Source organism: Rosistilla ulvae, from assembly GCF_007741475.1.
GTDB lineage: Bacteria > Planctomycetota > Planctomycetia > Pirellulales > Pirellulaceae > Rosistilla > Rosistilla ulvae.
On sequence record NZ_CP036261.1, the window covers coordinates 4,438,741 to 4,458,736 of the forward strand.

15 protein-coding genes are annotated in these 19,996 nt (G+C 55.3%); 9 read left to right on the plus strand and 6 right to left on the minus strand.

Annotation, left to right across the window (positions count from 1 at the left end):
- The first annotated feature begins 39 nt into the window (after window positions 1-39).
- Together EC9_RS15620 and EC9_RS15625 are read left to right on the plus strand one after the other, a co-directional pair.
- Window positions 40-3,102, plus strand: a complete 3,063-nt coding sequence (locus tag EC9_RS15620; protein ID WP_145349179.1) for an efflux RND transporter permease subunit — start codon at window positions 40-42, stop codon at window positions 3,100-3,102.
- A 282-nt stretch (window positions 3,103-3,384) separates the two neighbouring features.
- Window positions 3,385-3,642 (plus strand): hypothetical protein, encoded by a 258-nt coding sequence (locus EC9_RS15625; protein ID WP_145346656.1) that lies wholly within the window; start codon window positions 3,385-3,387, stop codon window positions 3,640-3,642.
- 667 nt (window positions 3,643-4,309) lie between these two features.
- Here the strand turns inward: EC9_RS15625 and EC9_RS15630 are convergent.
- Genes EC9_RS15630 through EC9_RS15640 form a run of 3 tightly spaced genes read right to left on the minus strand, consistent with a single transcriptional unit; the run spans window position 4,310 to window position 8,911 of the window.
- Complete coding sequence (locus EC9_RS15630; protein WP_218934179.1) at window positions 4,310-6,010, minus strand: alpha/beta hydrolase fold domain-containing protein; 1,701 nt, start codon at window positions 6,008-6,010, stop codon at window positions 4,310-4,312.
- Between the two features lie 58 nt (window positions 6,011-6,068).
- Window positions 6,069-7,931 (minus strand): FAD-dependent oxidoreductase, encoded by a 1,863-nt coding sequence (locus EC9_RS15635; protein WP_246105709.1) that lies wholly within the window; start codon window positions 7,929-7,931, stop codon window positions 6,069-6,071.
- On the minus strand, window positions 7,928-8,911 hold the full coding sequence (locus tag EC9_RS15640) for a dihydrodipicolinate synthase family protein (RefSeq protein WP_218934180.1): 984 nt from the start codon (window positions 8,909-8,911) through the stop codon (window positions 7,928-7,930). Before EC9_RS15640 ends, EC9_RS15635 begins: the two co-directional genes overlap by 4 nt.
- A 154-nt stretch (window positions 8,912-9,065) precedes the next feature.
- Between EC9_RS15640 and EC9_RS15645 the strand changes: the two genes are divergently transcribed.
- From EC9_RS15645 to EC9_RS15675, 7 genes are all read left to right on the plus strand, one after another.
- Window positions 9,066-9,746: a GntR family transcriptional regulator gene (locus EC9_RS15645; protein ID WP_145346659.1), complete on the plus strand. Its 681-nt coding sequence runs from the start codon at window positions 9,066-9,068 to the stop codon at window positions 9,744-9,746.
- Window position 9,747: 1 nt separating this feature from the next.
- Complete coding sequence (locus EC9_RS15650; RefSeq protein WP_145346660.1) at window positions 9,748-10,191, plus strand: hypothetical protein; 444 nt, start codon at window positions 9,748-9,750, stop codon at window positions 10,189-10,191.
- A gap of 119 nt (window positions 10,192-10,310) precedes the next feature.
- Window positions 10,311-11,225 carry a DUF1559 domain-containing protein gene (locus tag EC9_RS15655; protein ID WP_145346661.1) on the plus strand — a complete coding sequence of 305 codons (915 nt, stop codon included), beginning with the start codon at window positions 10,311-10,313 and terminating at the stop codon, window positions 11,223-11,225.
- A gap of 41 nt (window positions 11,226-11,266) precedes the next feature.
- Entirely contained in the window at window positions 11,267-12,433 is a 1,167-nt protein-coding gene (locus EC9_RS15660; RefSeq protein ID WP_145346662.1) for an exo-alpha-sialidase, read from the plus strand.
- 145 nt (window positions 12,434-12,578) lie between these two features.
- Window positions 12,579-14,117, plus strand: coding sequence for a sodium:solute symporter family transporter (locus EC9_RS15665; protein ID WP_145346663.1), 1,539 nt, complete (start codon window positions 12,579-12,581; stop codon window positions 14,115-14,117).
- A gap of 11 nt (window positions 14,118-14,128) precedes the next feature.
- Window positions 14,129-14,983, plus strand: coding sequence for a sugar phosphate isomerase/epimerase family protein (locus EC9_RS15670; RefSeq protein ID WP_145346664.1), 855 nt, complete (start codon window positions 14,129-14,131; stop codon window positions 14,981-14,983).
- Between the two features lie 55 nt (window positions 14,984-15,038).
- Complete coding sequence (locus EC9_RS15675; protein ID WP_145346665.1) at window positions 15,039-16,049, plus strand: Gfo/Idh/MocA family protein; 1,011 nt, start codon at window positions 15,039-15,041, stop codon at window positions 16,047-16,049.
- A gap of 232 nt (window positions 16,050-16,281) precedes the next feature.
- On the opposite strand, the gene EC9_RS15680 is transcribed toward EC9_RS15675, so the two are convergent.
- The 3 genes from EC9_RS15680 to EC9_RS15690 all read right to left on the minus strand — a co-directional run bounded on the left by EC9_RS15680 (window position 16,282) and on the right by EC9_RS15690 (window position 19,747).
- Window positions 16,282-17,550, minus strand: a complete 1,269-nt coding sequence (locus EC9_RS15680; protein ID WP_145346666.1) for a hypothetical protein — start codon at window positions 17,548-17,550, stop codon at window positions 16,282-16,284.
- A gap of 749 nt (window positions 17,551-18,299) precedes the next feature.
- Complete coding sequence (locus EC9_RS15685; RefSeq protein WP_145346667.1) at window positions 18,300-18,731, minus strand: carboxypeptidase regulatory-like domain-containing protein; 432 nt, start codon at window positions 18,729-18,731, stop codon at window positions 18,300-18,302.
- A complete protein-coding gene (locus EC9_RS15690; protein ID WP_145346668.1) occupies window positions 18,728-19,747 on the minus strand; it encodes a DUF1559 domain-containing protein in 1,020 nt (339 codons plus the stop codon). Before EC9_RS15690 ends, EC9_RS15685 begins: the two co-directional genes overlap by 4 nt.
- Window positions 19,748-19,996: the final 249 nt, after the last annotated feature.

Genomic DNA, 19,996 nt, shown 5'->3' on the forward strand with positions numbered 1-19,996 from the left:
GATGCACAGACCTCGGAAACGAGCGGCCCCATCGCGTGGATGGCCCGCAATTCGATCGCCGCCAATCTATTGATGTTCATCCTGTTGGGCGGTGGCATCTGGTCGGCGATCTCGATGCAAAAAGAGGTCTTCCCGCCATCGCAGCTCGATATCGTCGAGATCGAGGTCGGTTACCCCGGCGCGTCGCCAGCGGAAGTGGAGCAGGGAATCTTGCGTCCCATCGAAGGGGCGGTCCGCGGTGTCGATGGGATCCAGCGGATCGATAGCGAAGCTCGCGAAGGGCGTGGCACCGTGCTGATCGAATTGGTCGCCGGTCAGAATCGCATGAAAGCGTTTCAGGATATCGACCAAGCTGTCAGCCGCATCCGCACCTTCCCCGATCAGATCGAACAACCCGAGGTCCGACTTCAGACCGACCAACGCGAAGTCATGCAGGTGTCGATCTACGGTTCGATCGACGTCTGGGAACTCCGCAAACTCGCCGAACAGCTGCGCGACACGCTGCTGTCGACCGAAGAGATTACGCAAGTTGAATTGCGACGCGTTCCACAGTACGTGACGCACATCGAAATCCCTCGCCAGCAGCTCCGCGAGTACGGCCTCACGCTGCCCGAAGTGGCAGAGATCATCCGCACCTCCAGCCAGGATGTGGCCGCTGGTTCGGTGCAAACCAGCGCCGGGGAAATCCTGCTGCGCGTGAAGGCTCGCAAGCAATGGGCGGATGAATTCGCAAATATCGAGATCGTCTCGGGACGCTCGGGGCCCTCGGTGATGTTGGGCGATCTGGCCGTGATTCGCGATGGATTTGAAGAGGTCGGCTTTCACTCGCAATTCAGCCAAACGCCATCGGTGGAGCTCGATATCTTCCGCGTTGGCGCTCAATCTCCCATCGACATCGCCAACGTGGTCGAAAAGACGATGAGCGACTTTGAAAGCGTGCTGCCGCCCGGCGTCGATTGGCGGATCGACCGCAACAATGCGGAAGAGTTTCGTCGACGCTTGGAACTGGTGACCGAAAACGCGATGCAGGCGGTTGTCATCGTACTGGTGATCCTCGCTTTGTTCCTGGAGTTTCGCCTGGCGTTCTGGGTCATGATGGGGATGGTCGTCTCGTTTATCGGCGGCCTGCTGTTCCTGCCTTTGGCTGGCATCAGCATCAACATGATCTCGCTGTTCGGCTTTCTCGTGGTGCTGGGAATCGTTGTCGATGACGCGGTGGTCGTCGGTGAAAACGTCTACGAAGAACGCCAGACGGCCCGCGACTTAGAGCGAGCAGCGATTCACGGAACCCGTGATGTCGCCGCCCCGGTTGTGTTCAGCATCTTGACCAACATCGTCGCCTTTGTGCCACTGATGTTCATTCCCGGCGAGACGGGGAAGTTTTGGAGCCCGTTGCCGGTGGTGGTCATCATCGTTCTGGCGCTGTCGCTTGTCGAATCGCTCTTCATCCTGCCCGCTCACTTGGCGCACACGCCAAAGGTTCGACGCAAGTTATGGTTGACCCAATTCCTGCATCGTGGGCAACAAGCATTTGGTAGCAGTTTCAATCGCGTGGTGGAGATCCTCTACGGTCCGGTGCTGCGTCTGTGTCTGCGGTTTCGCTACGTTACGACTTGCATCGCTGTCGGTTTGTTTCTGTTGGTCGGTGGCTACGCGACAAGTGCTCACATGGGCATGATCCTGATGCCCGAAGTATCGGCAGACGAGATCGAAGCCGGTGTGCGGATGCCCGTCGGAACGACGCAGGATCAATCGGCGGAGATCGCACGCGTGGTCACCGAAGCCAGCTTACGAATGTTCGAAGAGCACAACCTTTACGAAGTGGCCGAGGGGATCAAAACCAACGTTCGCGGCCAAGACTTTATCGATGTTGAGATCGTGATGCGGCCGCCCGACGAACGCGACATGACGGCCAATGAAGTCATCGAACTGTGGCGAGATTCGATCGGTGATTTGCCGGGAGTCGATCAAGTGACGTTCGAAGCTGAACGAGGGCCCGGCGGCCATCGGCGGGATATCAGTATCGCGCTCAGTCACACCGATATCGAGGTGCTTGAAAAGGCGTCCGCTGCGTTTGTGAATAAGGTCGAACAATATTCATACGTTCGCGATGTCAATCACAACTATAACCGCGGCAAAGCACAATACGACTTCCACTTGCGACCCGAGGGCCGCGCCCTGGGGCTGACCGATGAATCGCTGGGCGAACAGCTCCGCGGTGCCTTCTTTGGTTCGCTCGCCCTGCGGTTGCTGCGAGGTACAAACGAAGTCGAGGTGCGCGTTAAATTGCCCGAAGAACAACGCGAGGACATTCACCATTTGGAAGACCTCGTGATTCGAACGCCCAGCGGGGCCGAAGTACCGCTGCTGGATGTTGCCGAGTTGAAAAAAGACGTTGCCTTTTCGCGGATCAATCGACGCGATGGCCGTCGCGCGATCAGCGTCAGCATGGACGTCGAACCGAAGCGGGCGATCACGCAAGTCATCACGGCGATGCAAACCGAAGCACTTCCCGAGCTGCGACGAGACTATCCAGGTATCACCTGGAGTTTCGAAGGGAGCGATGCCGAGATGCGGCGGGCGACATCGGCGCTATGGGGCTACTTCGGCCTCGCGTTGGCGGTCATTTACTCGCTGTTGGCGATCGCCTTCCGCGACTACGTCCAGCCGCTGATCGTGCTCGTCGCGATTCCGTTTGGAATTGTCGGGGCGGTGCTGGGACACATCTGGTTGGGCTACGACATCTCGCTCGTCAGTCTGATGGGTGTGATTGCGCTGTCGGGCGTCGTGATCAATGATTCGCTGATCATGGTCGACTACGCCAACCGCCGCCGCAAACTGGACTGCGATGCGTTCGAAGCGATCTCGCAAGCGGGCCTGCGTCGCTTCCGGCCGATCCTCTTGACCACTCTGACCACCTTCGGCGGCTTATTGCCGTTGATCTTCGAGAAATCACTGCAAGCTCAATACATCGTCCCGATGGCGATCTCGCTCGGCTTTGGCATCCTCTTCTCGACGGCGATCGTCCTGGTCCTGATCCCCTGTCTGTACCTGATCCTCGAAGACATCGTCGCGCTCTTCAAATCCCAACCGCAAGCGTGAGAACGCACGCGATTGCGAAGTGAGGTGCGAGCGTGACACTTGCTGAAACGCAAACCGCTATTTCCGCTGCTTGTTACGTGGCCCCCAGGTCTTAGGGGCGTCGAGCATCAGCGGTTTTTGGAACACCGTCAGCTTGCCGCTTCACCGACAAAAAACGGCCCCGCACTGCCACTTCACCATCGCATAGGCGGCTTTGGCGGCATACCTGACGTAGCGGATCGAAGCACCGATTTGCTGGTCTAGCGGGCAAGCGTCCGGTATACTTGGATCATGACTCCGCAAATGACTCCAGAAATCCGCACGGCTCTCGAAAAACATCCGGTGGGGCCTGTACGCATCGACGGCGATACCGGCGGCGGCCCTGTCTACCTGGTTCGGTTGGATGATATCGCCAACTTTCAGGCGCTGGTTGATCGTCGGGTCGGCGAGGCTCTAAGCGAGGCCGATGAAGACATCGCCGCAGGTCGGATTGTTGAATGGAATCCCGATGCGATGAAACGCCTCGGTCGCGAACGTTTCTCTGGCACTGAGCAAGGCTGATGCCGAGGATTCGGCTCACCGCCTCCGCTCAAGCGACCTTGAGTGACTCTTGGTGGCGTTACATCCGTTAGATCTCTATTTCTAACGCAGTCGTTCGAAACTGTTCATTGCTGGCAGGCCGCTGCTCCCGTTGGAAGGCATCGTCAATCGGCTGGAAGCGAGGCGTTGTCCTAACTTGCTGGAGGAGGATTGCCTGCCAAACTTGGGCGATGAAAACTCGTTTACCCAATCCTCTTTTTCAAGAAACTGCCTGCCTCCGAACTTAACATCCTAAATGTTCCGCTCTAACCATTTTCCCCTGGCCGTCCAATGATGCAGCAAAACCGTCCAGACAGGCCCAGGCGGGCAACGACCGAAAGCACCCTAACTACGGCTCACAAAATGTTTGCACGGCATCTGACTTGGATTGATGCGTGAACTTTCGGCGGCTCTCTATTTAGCTGTCGTCTTGTTCGTCATGGCAACCTACTGAATCGCCCAATCGACGCCCCAAGTGCGTCCAGGAAATGGTCACCACATCAACAGGTCGCACCTGACAGCTACGATGGAATAACAGGCTTGTCGAACGAATGCAGTTGAATGGGGAGATCAGCATCGAGGCGTTCGAGCACCGAATTGATTGACAGTACCCGATGGCCGCCACTTTTCAGTGCGTAAAGGGTTTCATCTACTGCTTCTTAAGCAACTTGTGTTTCTTTAAAAATTGCTCTGTTTGGATCTGGGCATCGAAATACCAGAACAAATCGTAAATAAGGTAGCCATGGGCTCCTCCATCATTGCGGACGAGGGAACACTCATTGCCGAGCTGAGCCATGGCGGCAGTAAACTGTTCAGCCCCCTTCAGCGGCGTCACCGTGTCCGCCGTCCCGTGAAAAACAATCGTTGGGGAAACATTCTCTTTTACGTGGGCGACTGGAGAGAGTTCCTTCCATCGCGCTCCAATCTTCGCCTGGCCATAACCTTCGGAAGAAGTGTCGATGACGGGATAGAGGAGTACCAAAGCGTTGGGCTCACAAGATACTGCGGTGGACTCGCCTGCCTCGTTTACCGAACGAAACAAGCTAGTTCCCACCGCTAGATGCCCGCCCGCGGATGCGCCACTGACAATGATTTTATTCGGGTCAACACCAAGTTCTTCAGCATGCGTGCGGATGAATCTCACTGCCGACCGTGCATCACGTACACAGTCAAATACGTCCACGTTCCTTTTTTTGTCGAGCAATCGATACTGCAGACTTATGGCGACCATACCTTGATTGGCAAAGTAGTCAGCAAAAGGGTACATCCGTTGGGGAACACCACCAGCCCAGCCGCCGCCATGGATGATGAGAAAGCAGGAGCGTTTGTTCGCGGCATTCCAATTCTCCGGTAAGAACACGTGCAGTTGCAGATCACGGTCAGATACTGTCTTGTACGTTAACTTGCGATCGGGCTTAAGGAACGATGCGACCCCTCGTATATGATCGCCACGTTGCGCAGTGCGTTTAACCTTCTCGGATAGTTCATGAGGCTTGTCTTGCACGCTGGCCAACAAACGGTGCGCCGCCCGAATCCGAACGTCCAAGGCCTCATCATCAAGAAGCTGGATAAGTTCGGCGGTCGAATCTAGGTTGCACTCGCCGGCATAAACAGCCGCACTTGCGCGAACTCTTGGATCGGAGTGGATAAGGTTCGCTTGGATCGAACGAAATTGCGTCACGTCGCCCAAAGCGGCGAGAGAGTGCTGGTATTGAACACGCTCCAAAGACTCAACAGCACCAGGCAACAGCTGATGGAGCCGAGCTTGGTCGGTTGCGTCCCCGACGGTCGACAAGATCCACGCTGCGCGTCGGCGCATTGTCGAAGAAGGATCGGATAGAGCCGCTCTCACGGCTGATAATGCTTTTGAGTCCCCCCGTCGCGCCAATGCCGCGGCTGAAAACAAGGCAAGACCTTCGTCGTCGGACTTCGCGGCATCCGCCAAGGCGTTTGAATTGTTGCCGATATTGAGCTTAAAGATGCTCTCTGCCGCATGGACACGACCGGTCGACTTTGGATTTGCCAAGATGTAATAAAGCATCGAAACGGATGCCGCATCTCCACTTCTAACCAGCTCCCGAAAGACTCCACACCTCTTTTGATCATCCAGCGACTGCCAGTCCAACCGCCCAAGATGCCGCCGTACCTTTTCTCTCTCACCGCTCATCGTCAACGCTTCGGCAGCATGCATTGACGGCCAGAATTCCACGGATTCCAATCCGGATTCCAAAATTGCCAAACACTTTCGCTGGTTCGCCTGGTCGATTGCTGGTTGAGTCTGTGCGTTGGCAGAGGCCTTCAGCAAGAGTAATAAAGCAATTCCAACCAGCACAAACTGCGTTCGTTTCATACTCAACATAATCGATGTCTCTCCGGGCGAATTCCGTACCTGATTCAAAAGGATTCTGCTACTTCTCGACGCGGACCTCACAGATACGTGCGTGGTCGATTCCGTTGGTTGACCGGACCGTGATCCGAATCGCATCAAACGGTTGAGTATCTAACGCGTGCTCCCGCAAGCGTTGATAGTTCCCACGAACATGCATGAGACTTCGCCAAGCCGAATCGTGCCCTAGTTCAATATCGTAGTCGCGTACGGTCTCGGGCTGAGGGATTCCCCAGAGCATTTTGTCGGTGTAGGCATCGGCCAAGCTGAATGTCAGGACGCGGTGCATCCCCGTATCGAAGGTGAGGCGAATCGCCCGAGCAGTTTGCTCCTTTTCCCATCTCAACGTCAACGCCGCGGGGAGTTGTTCATCCGGATCACTCATCCAACGATGCGTTCCAGGAAAGGCGCGACCCGGAGTCACTCCACCCTCACCATGGACAGCGCGGGTCTGGCCACTTAACACGTTCTCCGGAACAGAATCGATGTGGTGACTGGTCGCTTGGATTGTTGCCTGCTTGGCGATGTCGGTGTGATCTTGATTTTGCTGGCCGATGAGAAAACCGTCGTCACGGAGGATGCGTTGTTGAACGCGCCGGATTAGATCAGGTGAGCTGAGCAGATTCGCCGGGCTAATTTGGTTTTGGACGGCGACTGCTGCGGCAGTTCCTACGCCTTGGCCCATGGCGGCACATGTTGCCATCACGCGTGTCGAAGCGAACGCAACGTGCGTGGCAGAAATGTTGCGTCCAGCAAACATCAGATTTGTAACATTCCGACTGATGCAAGCCGACAGAGGAATGTCGAACAGCCTAGGGACAGGATGCTGTACGCATGGCGGTTTCTCCGGGGCATCGACACCCTCGGGTGGATGCATATCGATTGGCCAGCCTCCAAAGGCAATGGCATCGCTATGAGGTGAGGATGTCATGACATCGTTTTCCGTAAGCGTCGAGTGTCCGACAAATCGGCGACTCTCCCGCTTTCCGGGGATAAAGCCAAACCATTCCAGCGCCCAGTTGTCGGCACCGTGATCGCCGCCGTTCTTAACGTGGTCCCAAACTCCGAGGACGATACTCAGCAGTTCGTCTCGTATGTGTTCATTGTCGCGGATCGTATCGAGCATCCCGCCCCATTCCACCCACCAATACCCGTACTCCAGGCCGCGATCGAGCACGTTTTCGGCATGGGGACGTAGCGAGAGTTCCTCTTCGGTAAAATTCCTCGCCCAAGAAGGTGCGACAAACGGCATGGGCCGATCATGCTTTCGCGCCTGGAACATGATCGTCGAACCAAGTCGACAGTTATCTCCAATCGGAGGAGCCAACGACTCAGTAAACTCCTGCTTGTCTTCCCGGCCTTCCCGAAACAAAGCTCCCGCGGCAACACCCAACCGTCCATCTCCGGTGCAATCCAAAAACACCTTCGCGGCAATTGAAAATTGCTGTTCGGTGGACGTTCGGATGGCGGCTGCTCGTCGAATTTCGCCATCGACAACATCCGCGTCAATGACTGCCGTATTTAGGAGCAGTGTCAGGTCGGGTTCGTTTCTGCACAGGTCGTAGAGGATCAGGTCAAAGACCGACGACGATCGCTGCGGATTGCGGACACTCGCTTCGAGCCGGATCTCTTCAATGATGCCTCCTTCGCGAGCCTCAGTCTGCAATTCCGCCCCCCGTTTCCCGCTGCAGTCAGCCCCGACGATATGCATCCGAATTTCGCTGGAGGCATTTCCCCCAAGCATCGGCCGGTCCTGACAAAGGATGACCTTCACACCGCAGCGAGCTGCCGCGAGTGCCGCAACGGTCCCCGCGGGGCCACCTCCAGCGACGAGAACATCCGTTTCAAGTTGGGTTTGCTTGAAGTTGTTGGTATCAGAATTCACAGAAGGTTCGCTTTGCATGGTCGGTCCAAGATATGAGGCAAGCTATTCGCTTCGATGATCTCGCGAATCGCCTGGTTGTATTCTTCGGTGGGCTGGAAACCACGTGATAAGCCAGAGTCATCTGGCAGGAGCTCGATGACCTTGGACGCATGCTTTAAGAGATGAATTTGATGCGCCAGAGATTCCATACGCTGAGGTAGTTGGAATAATTGGCTGAGACCGAGGATCTGCTGGTGATACTGGTTGGCCGTTGCCAGATCGCCACTTTTAAACGAATCCACCAAATCGCGATGCCATTGCGGTGCGATCCCCGCCAGCGCAGACACACAACCGCTGGCGCCCAATTGCATGCTTTCAAGAACCAAACTTTCGATCCCCTGCAAGATTCGGAACAGTTGCCCCTGCAAGCCTTCGCACAGCAATCGCATGCGATCTAAATCGTTGCTTGTATCCTTGCAGAGAACAATGTTTTCATGCTGGGCGAGCTCAAACATACTCTCAACGGAAATGGAACTCGGCAAGCGAAGGTGATGGTAGATCCCAATAGGTAGCGGAGATTCGTCTGCAATCTCCGTAAAGTATGCAAGGATCTCCGGTTGGCTCAGTTTTTGAAAAAACGGCACCGTTGCAATAGCAACATCAGCACCATCTTCATGGGCACACTTTGCCAGCTCAATGGATCGCTTCGCCGCGTAGCCGCCAATTCCAATCATTAGCGATGTGCTGCGCGGTGTTCCACGCCGAGCCGCCTCGACGACAACCCTCCGCGCATCGTCATCGACCAGGACCATCTCTCCTGTCGACCCCAACACGAACAAACCGTTGCAACCGTGAGACGAAAGGCGTTGGGCAAGTCGCTGCATTGCCACCGGTTCGACTTCGCCGGGCCTTTTACAAGGAGTCACGGCAGCGGCAATGACGTCAACGTCCGCCAAGTTGATCGATCCAGACGACGTGTAGTTTTTCTCTTCGATGGACATGGTTCTCATTGCATTATCAGTACGTTCATTATGTCGAACGAAAATCTTGGCATAATCTGCCATTCCTTTGTTGCATCATGGTATACCACGCGATACCATGCAAGGTGTGAGGCAATCATCGCCCGAAAAAAGTGCATTCCTACAAGGGGCTGATATGAGCGACAACGAAGTTCACAAGAAGCTTTCCGATCTAATTTTTTCTGGCGAATTCGAGCGCGGCAGCAACCTGGTAGAACGGAACTTGGCAAGCCGACTGGGCGTAAGCCGCATTCCCGTCCGGGAAACCTTGACGAGGTTGGTCGCGCAGGGGGCATTACAAGGAGGACGCAAAGGCGAAGGAGTTCGGCTGCGCCGATACTCGGCAGAAGAGATTCGCCAGCTGTACGAATTCAGAGCGATGCTGGAGGGCGGAATTGCTCGGGCAGCTGCCACCAACGCGAGCCAGGCTGACGTTCTCCGGCTCACGATCATTTGTGACGAAATGAACGCGTCGGTTGGCGAGGCTACGGCGGAGCGATGGGGCATCTTGGATCGACGATTCCACGAAGCGCTTTCAGAATCGTGTCGTAACGATCGAACGTCGGAAGCACTCAAAGCCCTTCTTAATGAGTGCTTCTACGTCTTCTACATTTTGTCCCGCCAGAAGAGCCGCAGTGAACTCTCGGGCGAAGAGCTCGTTTCGCATCAAAAGCTGGCAGTGGATGATCATTTGGCGATTGTCGGACACATCAAGGCACGCCGTGAAGATGAAGCAGAATCGCATTCAAAACTACATATCCTTCGCTCGGCTGACCGAGTCATCCGCGCTGCCATCGAATCTGATCTGGAAAATTAGCATGTTGAACTCGAATCATTCTACTAGCTCTTTCGTCGTACTGACGTTATTGGCCTGTCTTAACTGCGTTTCCACAGGTTGCACCGGACAAGCCACAGGACCGCCAACCTATCGCGTGCAAGGTACCGTCGAATTTGAAGGAGCCCCGATTCCGCGAGGCCGGGTCATTTTCAGCCCCGATAGTTCCCAGGGTAACAAAGGATCGCAGGGCGTTTCGGAAATAAAAGACGGAAGGTTTGATACGTCGACCAGCAGAGGACGCAACGCACTGGGAGGGCCTCAAATCGTGAAGGTACTCGGGTTCGACGGAAAAACCTTTACCGACGACGCAGGAATCGAAGCCGAGGATGGTCGCCTCTTGTTTCCAGCCTGGGAAACAACAATCGATATCAAAGAAGAAATTCAGGACCTCAACCTGGTAGTCCCCACCTCACCAGCGAAATAGAACGCGCGCCCCCTGTTGGGCCAAACCCCACCGAGCATTCCCCGATTCATTGCACGAGCACTTCGAGTGCTACTGCGCAATTCATCCATCCCTCAGCATTTGTAACAGGAACAGTTACCATGTCCACATTTAGAAACGCTTCCGGCAGGAAAGGTTTTACACTCGTCGAGCTCTTGGTTGTAATTGCCATTATTGGCATTCTGGTTGGATTGCTTCTTCCTGCCGTTCAGCAAGCTCGTGAAGCCGCCAGACGCATGTCGTGTACGAACAACCTGAAGCAGCTCGGGCTTGCGATACACAACTATCACGACGTTTTCCGTGTGTTTCCTCCGGGCGGCAACGGAAGCTACGACTTGGCTGTCCGATCAAATCAACTGTCGCTGCACACTTTCTTGCTTCCATTCCTCGAACAAGGAAACGTCCATGATCAAATCGACTTTTCCGGCAGCTCGTACCTTACCGAACGCAACAGTTCGGCAAACCGAGTCGACGCGTTCTTGTGCCCAAGTTCGACTCGAGAGTTCGATGCGACAACATCGGGCGGCTCTCTCAGCTACCCAGACCTATACACAGCTCACTATCTAGGAGTGATGGGACCTAAAGGAGTCAACGCACAGACCGGCGGTACCTATCAAAGCGACGAAACACTTGCGAGCAATGGGGGATTTGCTCGGCAGGGAGTCTTTTACGACCTCAGCAAGATTAAGTTTCGAGACATTACCGACGGAACCTCCAATACGTTTGCTTTAGGGGAACTGTCCTGGAACGACGCAGGGACGGTCTTTCGCATGTGGGTCCGCGGCTGTGGAGGATCTGCGTGCACATCTTGCAAAAACATTGTTGATGGAATCGGAATCACCCCCGCGGTATCAGGCAACTTCAACAATGTTAGTTTTGGCAGCCAACACCCCGGCGGAGCCCATTTCGTGCAATGTGATGGATCTGTGAGATTCGTATCTGAAACTGTAGACCTTGGCTTGTACAAGGCAACGGCGAGTCGAAATGGCGGTGAAGTCGCTACTGCGCTTGATTAATCGCAAACCAACAAAGTCTTCCAACACCGAGAGAATGAACTATGAAAACAGCTTGTACGATTACCCTGATTTTATCCGCACTAACGGTGCCTGCGTTTGTTTGCGGCGAAGAGATACCGTTCAAAACGCCGACGGTTTTCACGGAACAAATCATTCTAGGTGCTGATGAATTCACCGCGAAGAACGAGAATGCATATCTCGCCTTCCCTGCGATCGTTCGTGGCGATGAGGACCATGTTCTCATTTCGTACAAGCGAGGGCGAAGCCATGCGAATGACACGGGTGCCCCCTTGGAAGTCGCTCGCTTTAATGTCGTCACCAACGAGATTGAATCGCGCAAGATCGTTAGTGACGACCCAAGCTTAATCTACCAGATGGGTGAATGGCTTCGCTTTAGCGACGGCAGTCTCGGCAACTTCGTCGACGTGCAAAAAGTTGTTGTCGACCAAGGGAAGCGAGCAAACCACCGTGTAGGCGTTCAATTCGTGACCACGACCGATTCAGGCGCTAGTTATTCCCCGATGCAGCCCTGGGGTGCGATTGATGGAGTCGAATATGGCTACGTATTTGATGGAGTCGAAGTCAATGGTGTCATTTATGTCCTCGCGATGACATTTCCTGAGCTCTCCGCTGCGAAGACCAGGTTCGATGCCCAAGGGAAACGGATCTACGGAACGGTTACTGCACTTTCTTTCGACGGTAAGGAATGGAAGTTCGAGCGCAATCTCACGGAGGAATTTGGTGGGGCTGCGATCAATGAAAGCTGCCTCATTGCGAGCGAAGATGGTTTCATCGTGGCGACTCGTGGCTACGACAACAAGGCAAGACTCCACCGTGTTGACCGCACTTTCGAGGTGCGTCAATCGAGGAATTTGACCGAGCAGTATGACCAGATTCGCGGCATCGTTGGCCGGCCGCGCCTGTTCCGCGAAGGTGATGGCCTGTATCTGCTGGGGCGAAACTATCGAAAGACCGGCAAGATGGAACTCTGCCTTTTCCGTGTCGATGAAGAAAGCCTTGAAGTCGAGCAAGGAGTCGTTCTCGGGCCGCGAAACCAAGCAAAAATTGTCGATGGCTACTATGCAATGCCCTACTTCACGGGCTCCGCCAAGGATCGTCGGCTAAACATCATCACGTACCGGCGCGATTCGCAGGCAAAAAGCCCAGACATCGTTCGACTGGAATTCGACTGGAACGAAGCTCGCTAGCGCATGAAGCTTCGCTTGATGCTGATTCTTACTTTCGAGGAATGCTGTCGTGGGATGTGGTTTGCTGTACGGATGGTGGTCGATTTCGGCAAGTCCCCCGAACCTCGCGTTTCTGGCATCGATACCGGAGACAACTCGTAGCGGATTGACAACGATCGACTACGTCGTGATCGCGCTCTATGGTGTCGTGACGATGACAATCGGCTGGTACATGAGCCGAAAGAACGAATCGGCCAAGGAGTACTTTGTCGGTTCAGGGCACATGAACCCGTTCCTTGTGGGTGTGTCGCTGTTTGTCACGCTACTGAGTACGATTTCCTATCTCTCGATGCCCGGTGAGGTCATCGGCAAGGGCCCCGTCTATTTGACCAGGGTCTTCGCATATCCGCTCGCATTCCTCTTCGTAGGTTACATCTTGCTGCCCGTTTACATGCGGCAGCGAACGACGAGCGCCTATGAATTGCTTGAGAATAAGTTGGGGCTCAGTGTCCGTCTTTTGGGCGCCTGCCTGTTTATCGTCTTAAGAATCGTCTGGATGTCGCTGCTGATTTATCTGTCGGCCAAAGCGATGACGGTCATGCTCGGGATAGGCGAAGAATGGATTCCCGGGTTGGTCGTTGCAACAGGAGTTGCCACGATCATCTATACATCGATGGGGGGCTTTCGAGCGGTCATCATCACGGACTTCTTGCAAGCTTGCTTTTTGCTCGCTGGCATTCTGTGCGTATTGGCGCTTGTTACTCTACGAACAGGCATCGATTGGATACCAAACGAGGTGCAACCCCATTGGGACAGCCAGCCAATTATTAGCTTCGATCCTGCGACACGTGTTACCGTGTTGGGGACTATCCTATCTACCTGGATGTTTTTGATCTGCACCTCTGGCGGAGATCAGACTGCAATCCAACGCTTCATGTCGACCAAGGATGCACGGAGCGCTCGAACCGCATCGCTTTTCCAGGCGATTTCAGCGATGGTTGTCAGCGTGCTTTTGGGGATCACCGGTTTCGCGATTTTGCATTATTGCAACGTGTTCCAGGACCGCATTCCCTTTGATTTAAGCACAACCGAAGGAGCCGACTCCATCTTCCCCTGGTTTATCGCCAATGAGCTTCCAGCAGGAATCGCTGGCTTGGTCGTTGCTGCGATGTTCGCTGCGGCGATGTCCAGCTTGGACTCGGGCATCAATTCGATTGCCGCGGTTACGATTTCCGACTTCTTTGGCCGCCTGGGCTTTCATCCCAAAAGCGAAAAATCCCACCTCCGACTTGCGCAAACGATTGCACTGACGGTTGGTGTTTCGGTGGTTCTTGGGAGTTCCCAGATCGGCAATGTACCGGGCAACATAACTGCCGTAACTAACAAAACGGCAAACTTGCTGGCGCCAACGCTGTTCTGTCTCTTTATCTTCGCCCTGTTTATTCCATTTTCGAGAACGATCGGGGTCTGGGCGGGGGCCATTGCAGGCACCACGGTCGCAATACTCGCCGCCTTTTCGGGCCCCATCTTTGGCTACCTTGATGATGGAAGAGACCCTATTAGCTTTCAATGGATCGCCCCCCTCTCCGTCGCCGTAAATCTGGGCATAGGGTCCGCTGTCTCACTCTTACCTATTCCACACAAACAAAACTCTTCGACTGCACGCGACGCGTCTGTCTCCACGAGTTCCGCTGAAGGAAATTAGAAGGAAAACGAATGTTATCAGGTATAAGCTATTGGTCGCTTCCAGGTGGATTAGAGGGTACGTGCTCGTTGACCACCGCCTTGCAATTGGCAAAAGAGCAACAGTTCGACGCGTTGGAACTGGCGATCGCTCCTGAAGGAGCGATCCATGTTCAATTGACCGAAGGCGAGTGCGAATCGATGCGGGAGCAGTGCGATGCTTCCGGAATCAGGGTGAACACACTGGCTAGCGGCATGAGCTGGGCATTCAATCCGGTCAGCAACGACGAATCGGTTCGATCCGAATCGATTCGTTTGCACAGTGAAGCCATTCGGCGAGCTGCATGGCTGGGGTGCGAAGCGTTACTGTACGTGCCTGGGGTCGTCACCAGTCCGATATCGCCCGCGGAACGAGTGCGCTATGACCATGCAATGGATCGCGCGAAGTATGCCGTGGAAAGTCTCTTGAAGATTGCCGAAGAGTGTCGGGTGTCACTGTGCATCGAAAATGTGTGGAATGGTTTTCTCTATTCCCCTTTAGAACTCCGTGATTTTATCGACGGCGTTAGCAGCGACTGGCTGGGCGTTTACTTCGACGCGGGGAATCTCTTGGGTTATCAGCAGCATCCGCCAGACTGGATTCAATTGCTCGGTTCTCGAATCAAACGTGTACACGTCAAGGGATATCGAGACGTCTTCGGCTTCGCTGGAAACTACGAGTTTTGTGAACTCGATGAAGGTGACGTCCCCTTGGAAGAGACCATCGAAGCGCTGCGAGAAATCGGATACGACGGAACGGTGGTCGCGGAAATGCTCCCGTTTCAAGAAGGGCGGCTAGAGCGGACGGCGACAACGCTTAACGCCCTGCTGAAAGCAGTTGTGACATAACCGCCCCTTTCGCAGCGATAAACTTACATAGAATAAACCACTGGAGACGCAGGAAATGATTAAGGTCGGTGTTGTCGGAATCGGAATGATGGGGGCCGTTCACCTGGAGGCGTATGGAAAATGCCCAGACGTCGAAGTTGTTGCCGTTGCCGACATGGATCCCGATAGACGCTCGGGAAAGTCGAGTGCCCAAGGCAATATCGAAGGGCAAAAGCAAGGTGGCTTTGATTTCAGTACGGTGCGACAGTATGCAGATGCATCGGAGCTAATCGCAGCCCCGGATGTTGATGTGGTGGACATTTGCCTTCCGACACCAGCGCACTTGAAATTTGGAAAACAGGCACTTCGTGCTGGCAAGCATGTGTTTATTGAAAAGCCTCTTTCTCGTACGTATTCCGAAGCGTTGGAATTGGCAGATGCCGCGGATGAAGCCGAGGGGCTTGCTTTCTGTGCGATGTGTATGCGTTTTTGGCCCGGGTGGGACTGGCTGAAAAACGTAGTCGAAGAAAAGACCTATGGAGCTGTCCTATCGGCCACTTTTCGCCGAATTACTCAGTTTCCGGGCGGCCCATTTTATAGTGACGGGAAAGCCTCGGGAGGAGCGCTCCTCGACTTGCACATTCACGACGTCGATTTCATCCGTTACCTCTTCGGTACCCCAAAATCAGTGTCGTCGCATGGATACTCGAAGCCAACAACACACTGCGACCATGTTCTCACGAACTATCACTACGACGACATTCCCATTGTCACCGCCGAAGGTGGCTGGTCCATGGTGCCAGGCTTCGGATTCGAGATGGAGTACATTGTTAACTTTGACAATGCCACGGCCGTTTATCGCCTCAGCGATGCACCTTCTTTGACACTTGTCACCGAAGAGGGAGGGAAGACGACGATTCCCCTTGCCGAGGGGCTGGGATACGAAATCGAGCTAAAGCACTTCGTTGATTGCATCCAACGTGGCGTTCCATCGGACCGGATCACCTTCAGGGACGCTGCGGAAGCAATTCGCATTGTTGAAGCCGAGCAAGAAAGCATGTCGAAGAAATCCGTGGTCTCGCTTTAAAACAGATGACCGGCATGACTTGCCTCCGCAAATTCGCGCCTCCCCCAAATTGTTCAGCACGCTTCCAAACCCTGCCGAGGCTTTTTCCGATCGCCCTGAGCCTGCCGACAACAGGCTTGGGAAAGGGGGAGGAGCGCTACGCCTGCATTGCCCAATGCAGACTCAGAAGTTCTGAGTCTTGAGCATTGGATCTGGAGCGTGCTTCGGCGCCGCGCGGCAGGCCACGTATTTTTTAGCCGACGACTTTGCTGATATCGATCAGATGCAGTTGTCGGCCTTCACCCTCGGCAGGCGTATCGATACAGACCAGTTTGCCATCGCGCGACAGTCGCGGATGCGTGTCGACTCGCCACTCCCCTTTGTAGATCGGGGGCAGGTGGAAACCGCCCAGATCGATCCGTCGTCCCGTCGCGATTTCGAACAGATGGGGCGTCTGCAGACGCGCCTTCCCCTTGGGGTAGGTGTCGTTGAGGATCCACTTGTTGCCAGGCAGGTAGCTGAGGTGCCCGCCGCCATCCAGGACGCCGCGTCCAACTTCGCGGACGTCGCCTCCGCCATCGACATCTTCGAACAGGAAGTTCGCCCAATTGTCGTTCCCATCGAAGTGCCGCGACTGGGCGAGGATGTGCGTGTTGTCTCGCCAGATGAAGTGAGACGTATAACCGTTGCCACAGACGATCCGCAGATCGCTTCCGTCGACGTTGGCGGTGATCATGCGTGTCAACCGAGAGCCATTGGGGTAACGCCAGCGGTGCAACGCGATGAATCGGGAACCATCGGGACTAAACAGCAGATGGTTGAAGTAGTGTTTGATGCCAAATTCCGGTTTCGGAATCGCGCCGGTCCGCGCGATGCTGGCGAGCGTAATGATCGTTTTCGCTTCGCCGGTGACGAGGTCGACTTGTTGGATGCCCGAATCGTCGGGAGCCAAAACTTCGGCGTTCGGATCGGCAAGGCCCGCGTATCCATATCCGGGACGGACATCGTTGATGCGGCGGAAGTCGGCGGTCACAGCGGTCTTGCCGTTGGGGCTGACACTGTAGACCGGATGGGGAATCGTGCGGGTTTTCTTCGTGTGAACATCCATAATCCGAGACACGAAGCGATCGCCGCTGCGATCGTTCCAGATGATCTCGGAGTCCGATCCAGGCAACCACTGCAGCATGCAGCCTTGCTGCCACGACCACGCTTTCGTTTCACCAAGTTCGATCCAGCGATCGCCGTCGGCCAGATCGACCATCCCGATTTGGATCGTGTCGTCGGCGGTTGGCGAACGGTGTTCGAAGTCGACCTGCATTCCCAACACGTACCGTCCGCTCGAATCGAACTGCAGTTTGTCGTAGTATCCGAACCAGTGATGTTTCGGCCCGCTGGTGATCTTGCGAACCGGAAACTCGCTCTCCGACGCTGCCGCGGCAAGAGGCAGCGCGCCTAAACCGAGCAGCGCAAGCGATGCTTGCTGAGCGAGAAATTGACGACGAGGGAGCGTTTGATCTGTCATGGGGATGGAAATATGTGGCGGGAGGGAGGCATGTCGGGAGGGGACGTCGAATCACCGATTGTAACCGGTCGACGGCGACGCGGAAACATTGGGAATCGAAACCTCCAGCGCACGCCGGAAACGCCGAAGCCACACATTCGAAATGGCAGCCCCTCACCGTGCTCCCCAACGCCTGATGAAAACTCTCACAAAGGCACGATGGCACTGAGAAAGGAAATCGTGTCTGGCGCTACGTCACCACAACTCCGTGCCTTGGTGCCTCCGTGAGAGAAACCCGTTTCCTCGCCAGATAGATCGTCTCACGGAGGCACGAAGGCACAGAGAACAGAAATCATGGCTGTCGCTAGTTTGCCAAACCTCCGTGCCGTAGTGCCTCCGTGAGAGCCCCCGCTTCAGTCCCACGATGAATCCTCTCACGAAGACACTGAGCAAAAACAGAAATGGACATCCGGGATCACCCTTTGCTGCCAGCACCGTAAGGCGACCGAGGGACTGCGAGAGAATGCCAGCAGCGATGGGAAACGCCCGTCCCAAGCCAACACCAAACCGAGACCTTTCGCTCGATTGGTCTATCGCAATCGGTCCGTTAGATCGCGAATCCGATCAATCAAAAGCGTGCACAACATGCGGCAGGTCGCCGGCCACCGTGCGTGGCAAGCGTCCCCGTGACTTTTTGAGGCGTCATCGAACCGACGGCTTGGTGTGGCGTCGGGCCTGTGAATTGAGCCGCACCGTTGTTCGCAACGCGTCTACGATGCGTCGTCCGTTTCCAGAATCAATTCAATCGGTTCGGTTTGCGCTTCGGCAACCTCGACAGAAAGTCCACTGGTGTAGTAGTCGGCGTAGCGACGGGGAACCGTGTTGCCGTGAGCATGGACCGATTTTGCGAGGTCTTCGGTCAGCACGATTTGAACGACGACGACTTCGTACGATCCCGGTGGAAGACCGATCTCGCCAGCTTGGTTCGCCGGCTGGAATTCGCCCTCGGGGGAGATTCGACTCGCGAATCGTTCTTTGTCGCTTAGCCTGCGAAATTCGATACTCCCCGACCTAACAGGCTCGCCGGCGTCGAATCGCACGATGCCCGATGTGGGACCGATCGGGGGACCACAGCCTATCGATGCGACCAGCAGGAGGCATCCGATGGCGAATGAGAGGATTGTCGAACTTGGTGTTCTCACGGCATCAACTCGACAACGCGAGCATCGTGCCGGTTTGCCAACGATCCGAGGACTTTGGTGTCGGTTGTGGGGCTGTAGAATCGAACGCTCCCGTCGACCAAGGCAAAGTGGACGCCGCCGGGATGCCAGCTGCCAAATGAAAACATGTCGGCCAGGAGATCGTTGGGGCCGTTGGCCAGCCGCAGGCCCGGACCGGCCAGTCGACACGACGCCGGCAGATGGTCTCCATCGTAGGCGGGCGAATCAAACGGGAACTGTTCCAGCTGAGCCAGCGGGACAAACTTTTCGCCGAACAGGAACGTGCTCGACGTCCCGTCGGTGACCGAAGCCATGCGGATCCGATCCGATGGACTGACCGCTTCGCCGTCTTTGCAGTTGGGGCGAACGCTGATGATAACTCCCGTCCCATTGCCGCCGTAGTAGAAGTCGGTCGGTGCACCGGTGGAGCCGGGAGTGAGGTCGCCATGGTTTCCTGCATAGTCGCAAAGCGCGCCGGGTACATTGACAGCGACATCGTCGGTGCGTGGTGGAATCGGACACCCGCAGGGCAAGCGACCGCCGCCACCATCGACAGTCGTTCGCAAGTTCCGCGTCCCGATCGGTTGCGTGCCGGCGCGACGCGAAGGGCACAAGAAGATATCGGGAACCGCCGTGCGAACATTTTCGTCGTGCTTGTGCCACGGTTTGGAACAGTCCCATTGGCCGCCCAGCGAAACTTGTTCAATGAACGGCATCACGCGGGCCAGCCAAGTTGGCGTTTCCAATCCGCATTGATTCGAAGGATCGGCATCGGGACGCGATTCGTAACGTGCCGGCGGAAAGTAGCGAAAAACATCGTGGTGCATGTGCGTTGCAACGGCCAATTGCCGCACACGGTTCGCACAATCGGTACGTCGCGCCGCTTCTCGCGCAGCCTGCACCGCTGGCAACAACAAGGCGACCAAGATACCGATGATCGATATCACGACCAGCAGCTCGATGAGGGTAAAGCCGAGGCGCGTATGAGGCGTTTTCATAGATTTGGTCCAGAGCTTCGTTCACAGAAGGATTCCGGTCCGACCGCAGAACAATATAGTTCATCGATCGCGGCGGTGGGCAAAACCGGCAGATATCGGCGTCTTAAACACCAAGTAAGGAGTTCTCCTCGTTTAACCGCGTGGGCATCGCCCCGCGTGTATAAAGCCCGCGCGGCCCGATGGGCACGCGGTTGAACGAAGCAAAGCGAAAACGATCTGTTTAATCCGACGAAATCATCCGAAACACTA

What these genes read in the sequence shown, in the direction of transcription:
- EC9_RS15620 (WP_145349179.1), top strand. Translation starts at nt 40, where the DNA reads ATGGCCCGCAATTCGATCGCCGCCAATCTATTGATGTTCATCCTGTTG.
- EC9_RS15625 (WP_145346656.1), top strand. Translation starts at nt 3,385, where the DNA reads ATGACTCCAGAAATCCGCACGGCTCTCGAAAAACATCCGGTGGGGCCT.
- EC9_RS15630 (WP_218934179.1), bottom strand. Translation starts at nt 6,010, where the DNA reads ATGAAACGAACGCAGTTTGTGCTGGTTGGAATTGCTTTATTACTCTTG.
- EC9_RS15640 (WP_218934180.1), bottom strand. Translation starts at nt 8,911, where the DNA reads ATGTCCATCGAAGAGAAAAACTACACGTCGTCTGGATCGATCAACTTG.
- EC9_RS15645 (WP_145346659.1), top strand. Translation starts at nt 9,066, where the DNA reads ATGAGCGACAACGAAGTTCACAAGAAGCTTTCCGATCTAATTTTTTCT.
- EC9_RS15650 (WP_145346660.1), top strand. Translation starts at nt 9,748, where the DNA reads ATGTTGAACTCGAATCATTCTACTAGCTCTTTCGTCGTACTGACGTTA.
- EC9_RS15655 (WP_145346661.1), top strand. Translation starts at nt 10,311, where the DNA reads ATGTCCACATTTAGAAACGCTTCCGGCAGGAAAGGTTTTACACTCGTC.
- EC9_RS15660 (WP_145346662.1), top strand. Translation starts at nt 11,267, where the DNA reads ATGAAAACAGCTTGTACGATTACCCTGATTTTATCCGCACTAACGGTG.
- EC9_RS15670 (WP_145346664.1), top strand. Translation starts at nt 14,129, where the DNA reads ATGTTATCAGGTATAAGCTATTGGTCGCTTCCAGGTGGATTAGAGGGT.
- EC9_RS15675 (WP_145346665.1), top strand. Translation starts at nt 15,039, where the DNA reads ATGATTAAGGTCGGTGTTGTCGGAATCGGAATGATGGGGGCCGTTCAC.
- EC9_RS15680 (WP_145346666.1), bottom strand. Translation starts at nt 17,550, where the DNA reads ATGACAGATCAAACGCTCCCTCGTCGTCAATTTCTCGCTCAGCAAGCA.
- EC9_RS15690 (WP_145346668.1), bottom strand. Translation starts at nt 19,747, where the DNA reads ATGAAAACGCCTCATACGCGCCTCGGCTTTACCCTCATCGAGCTGCTG.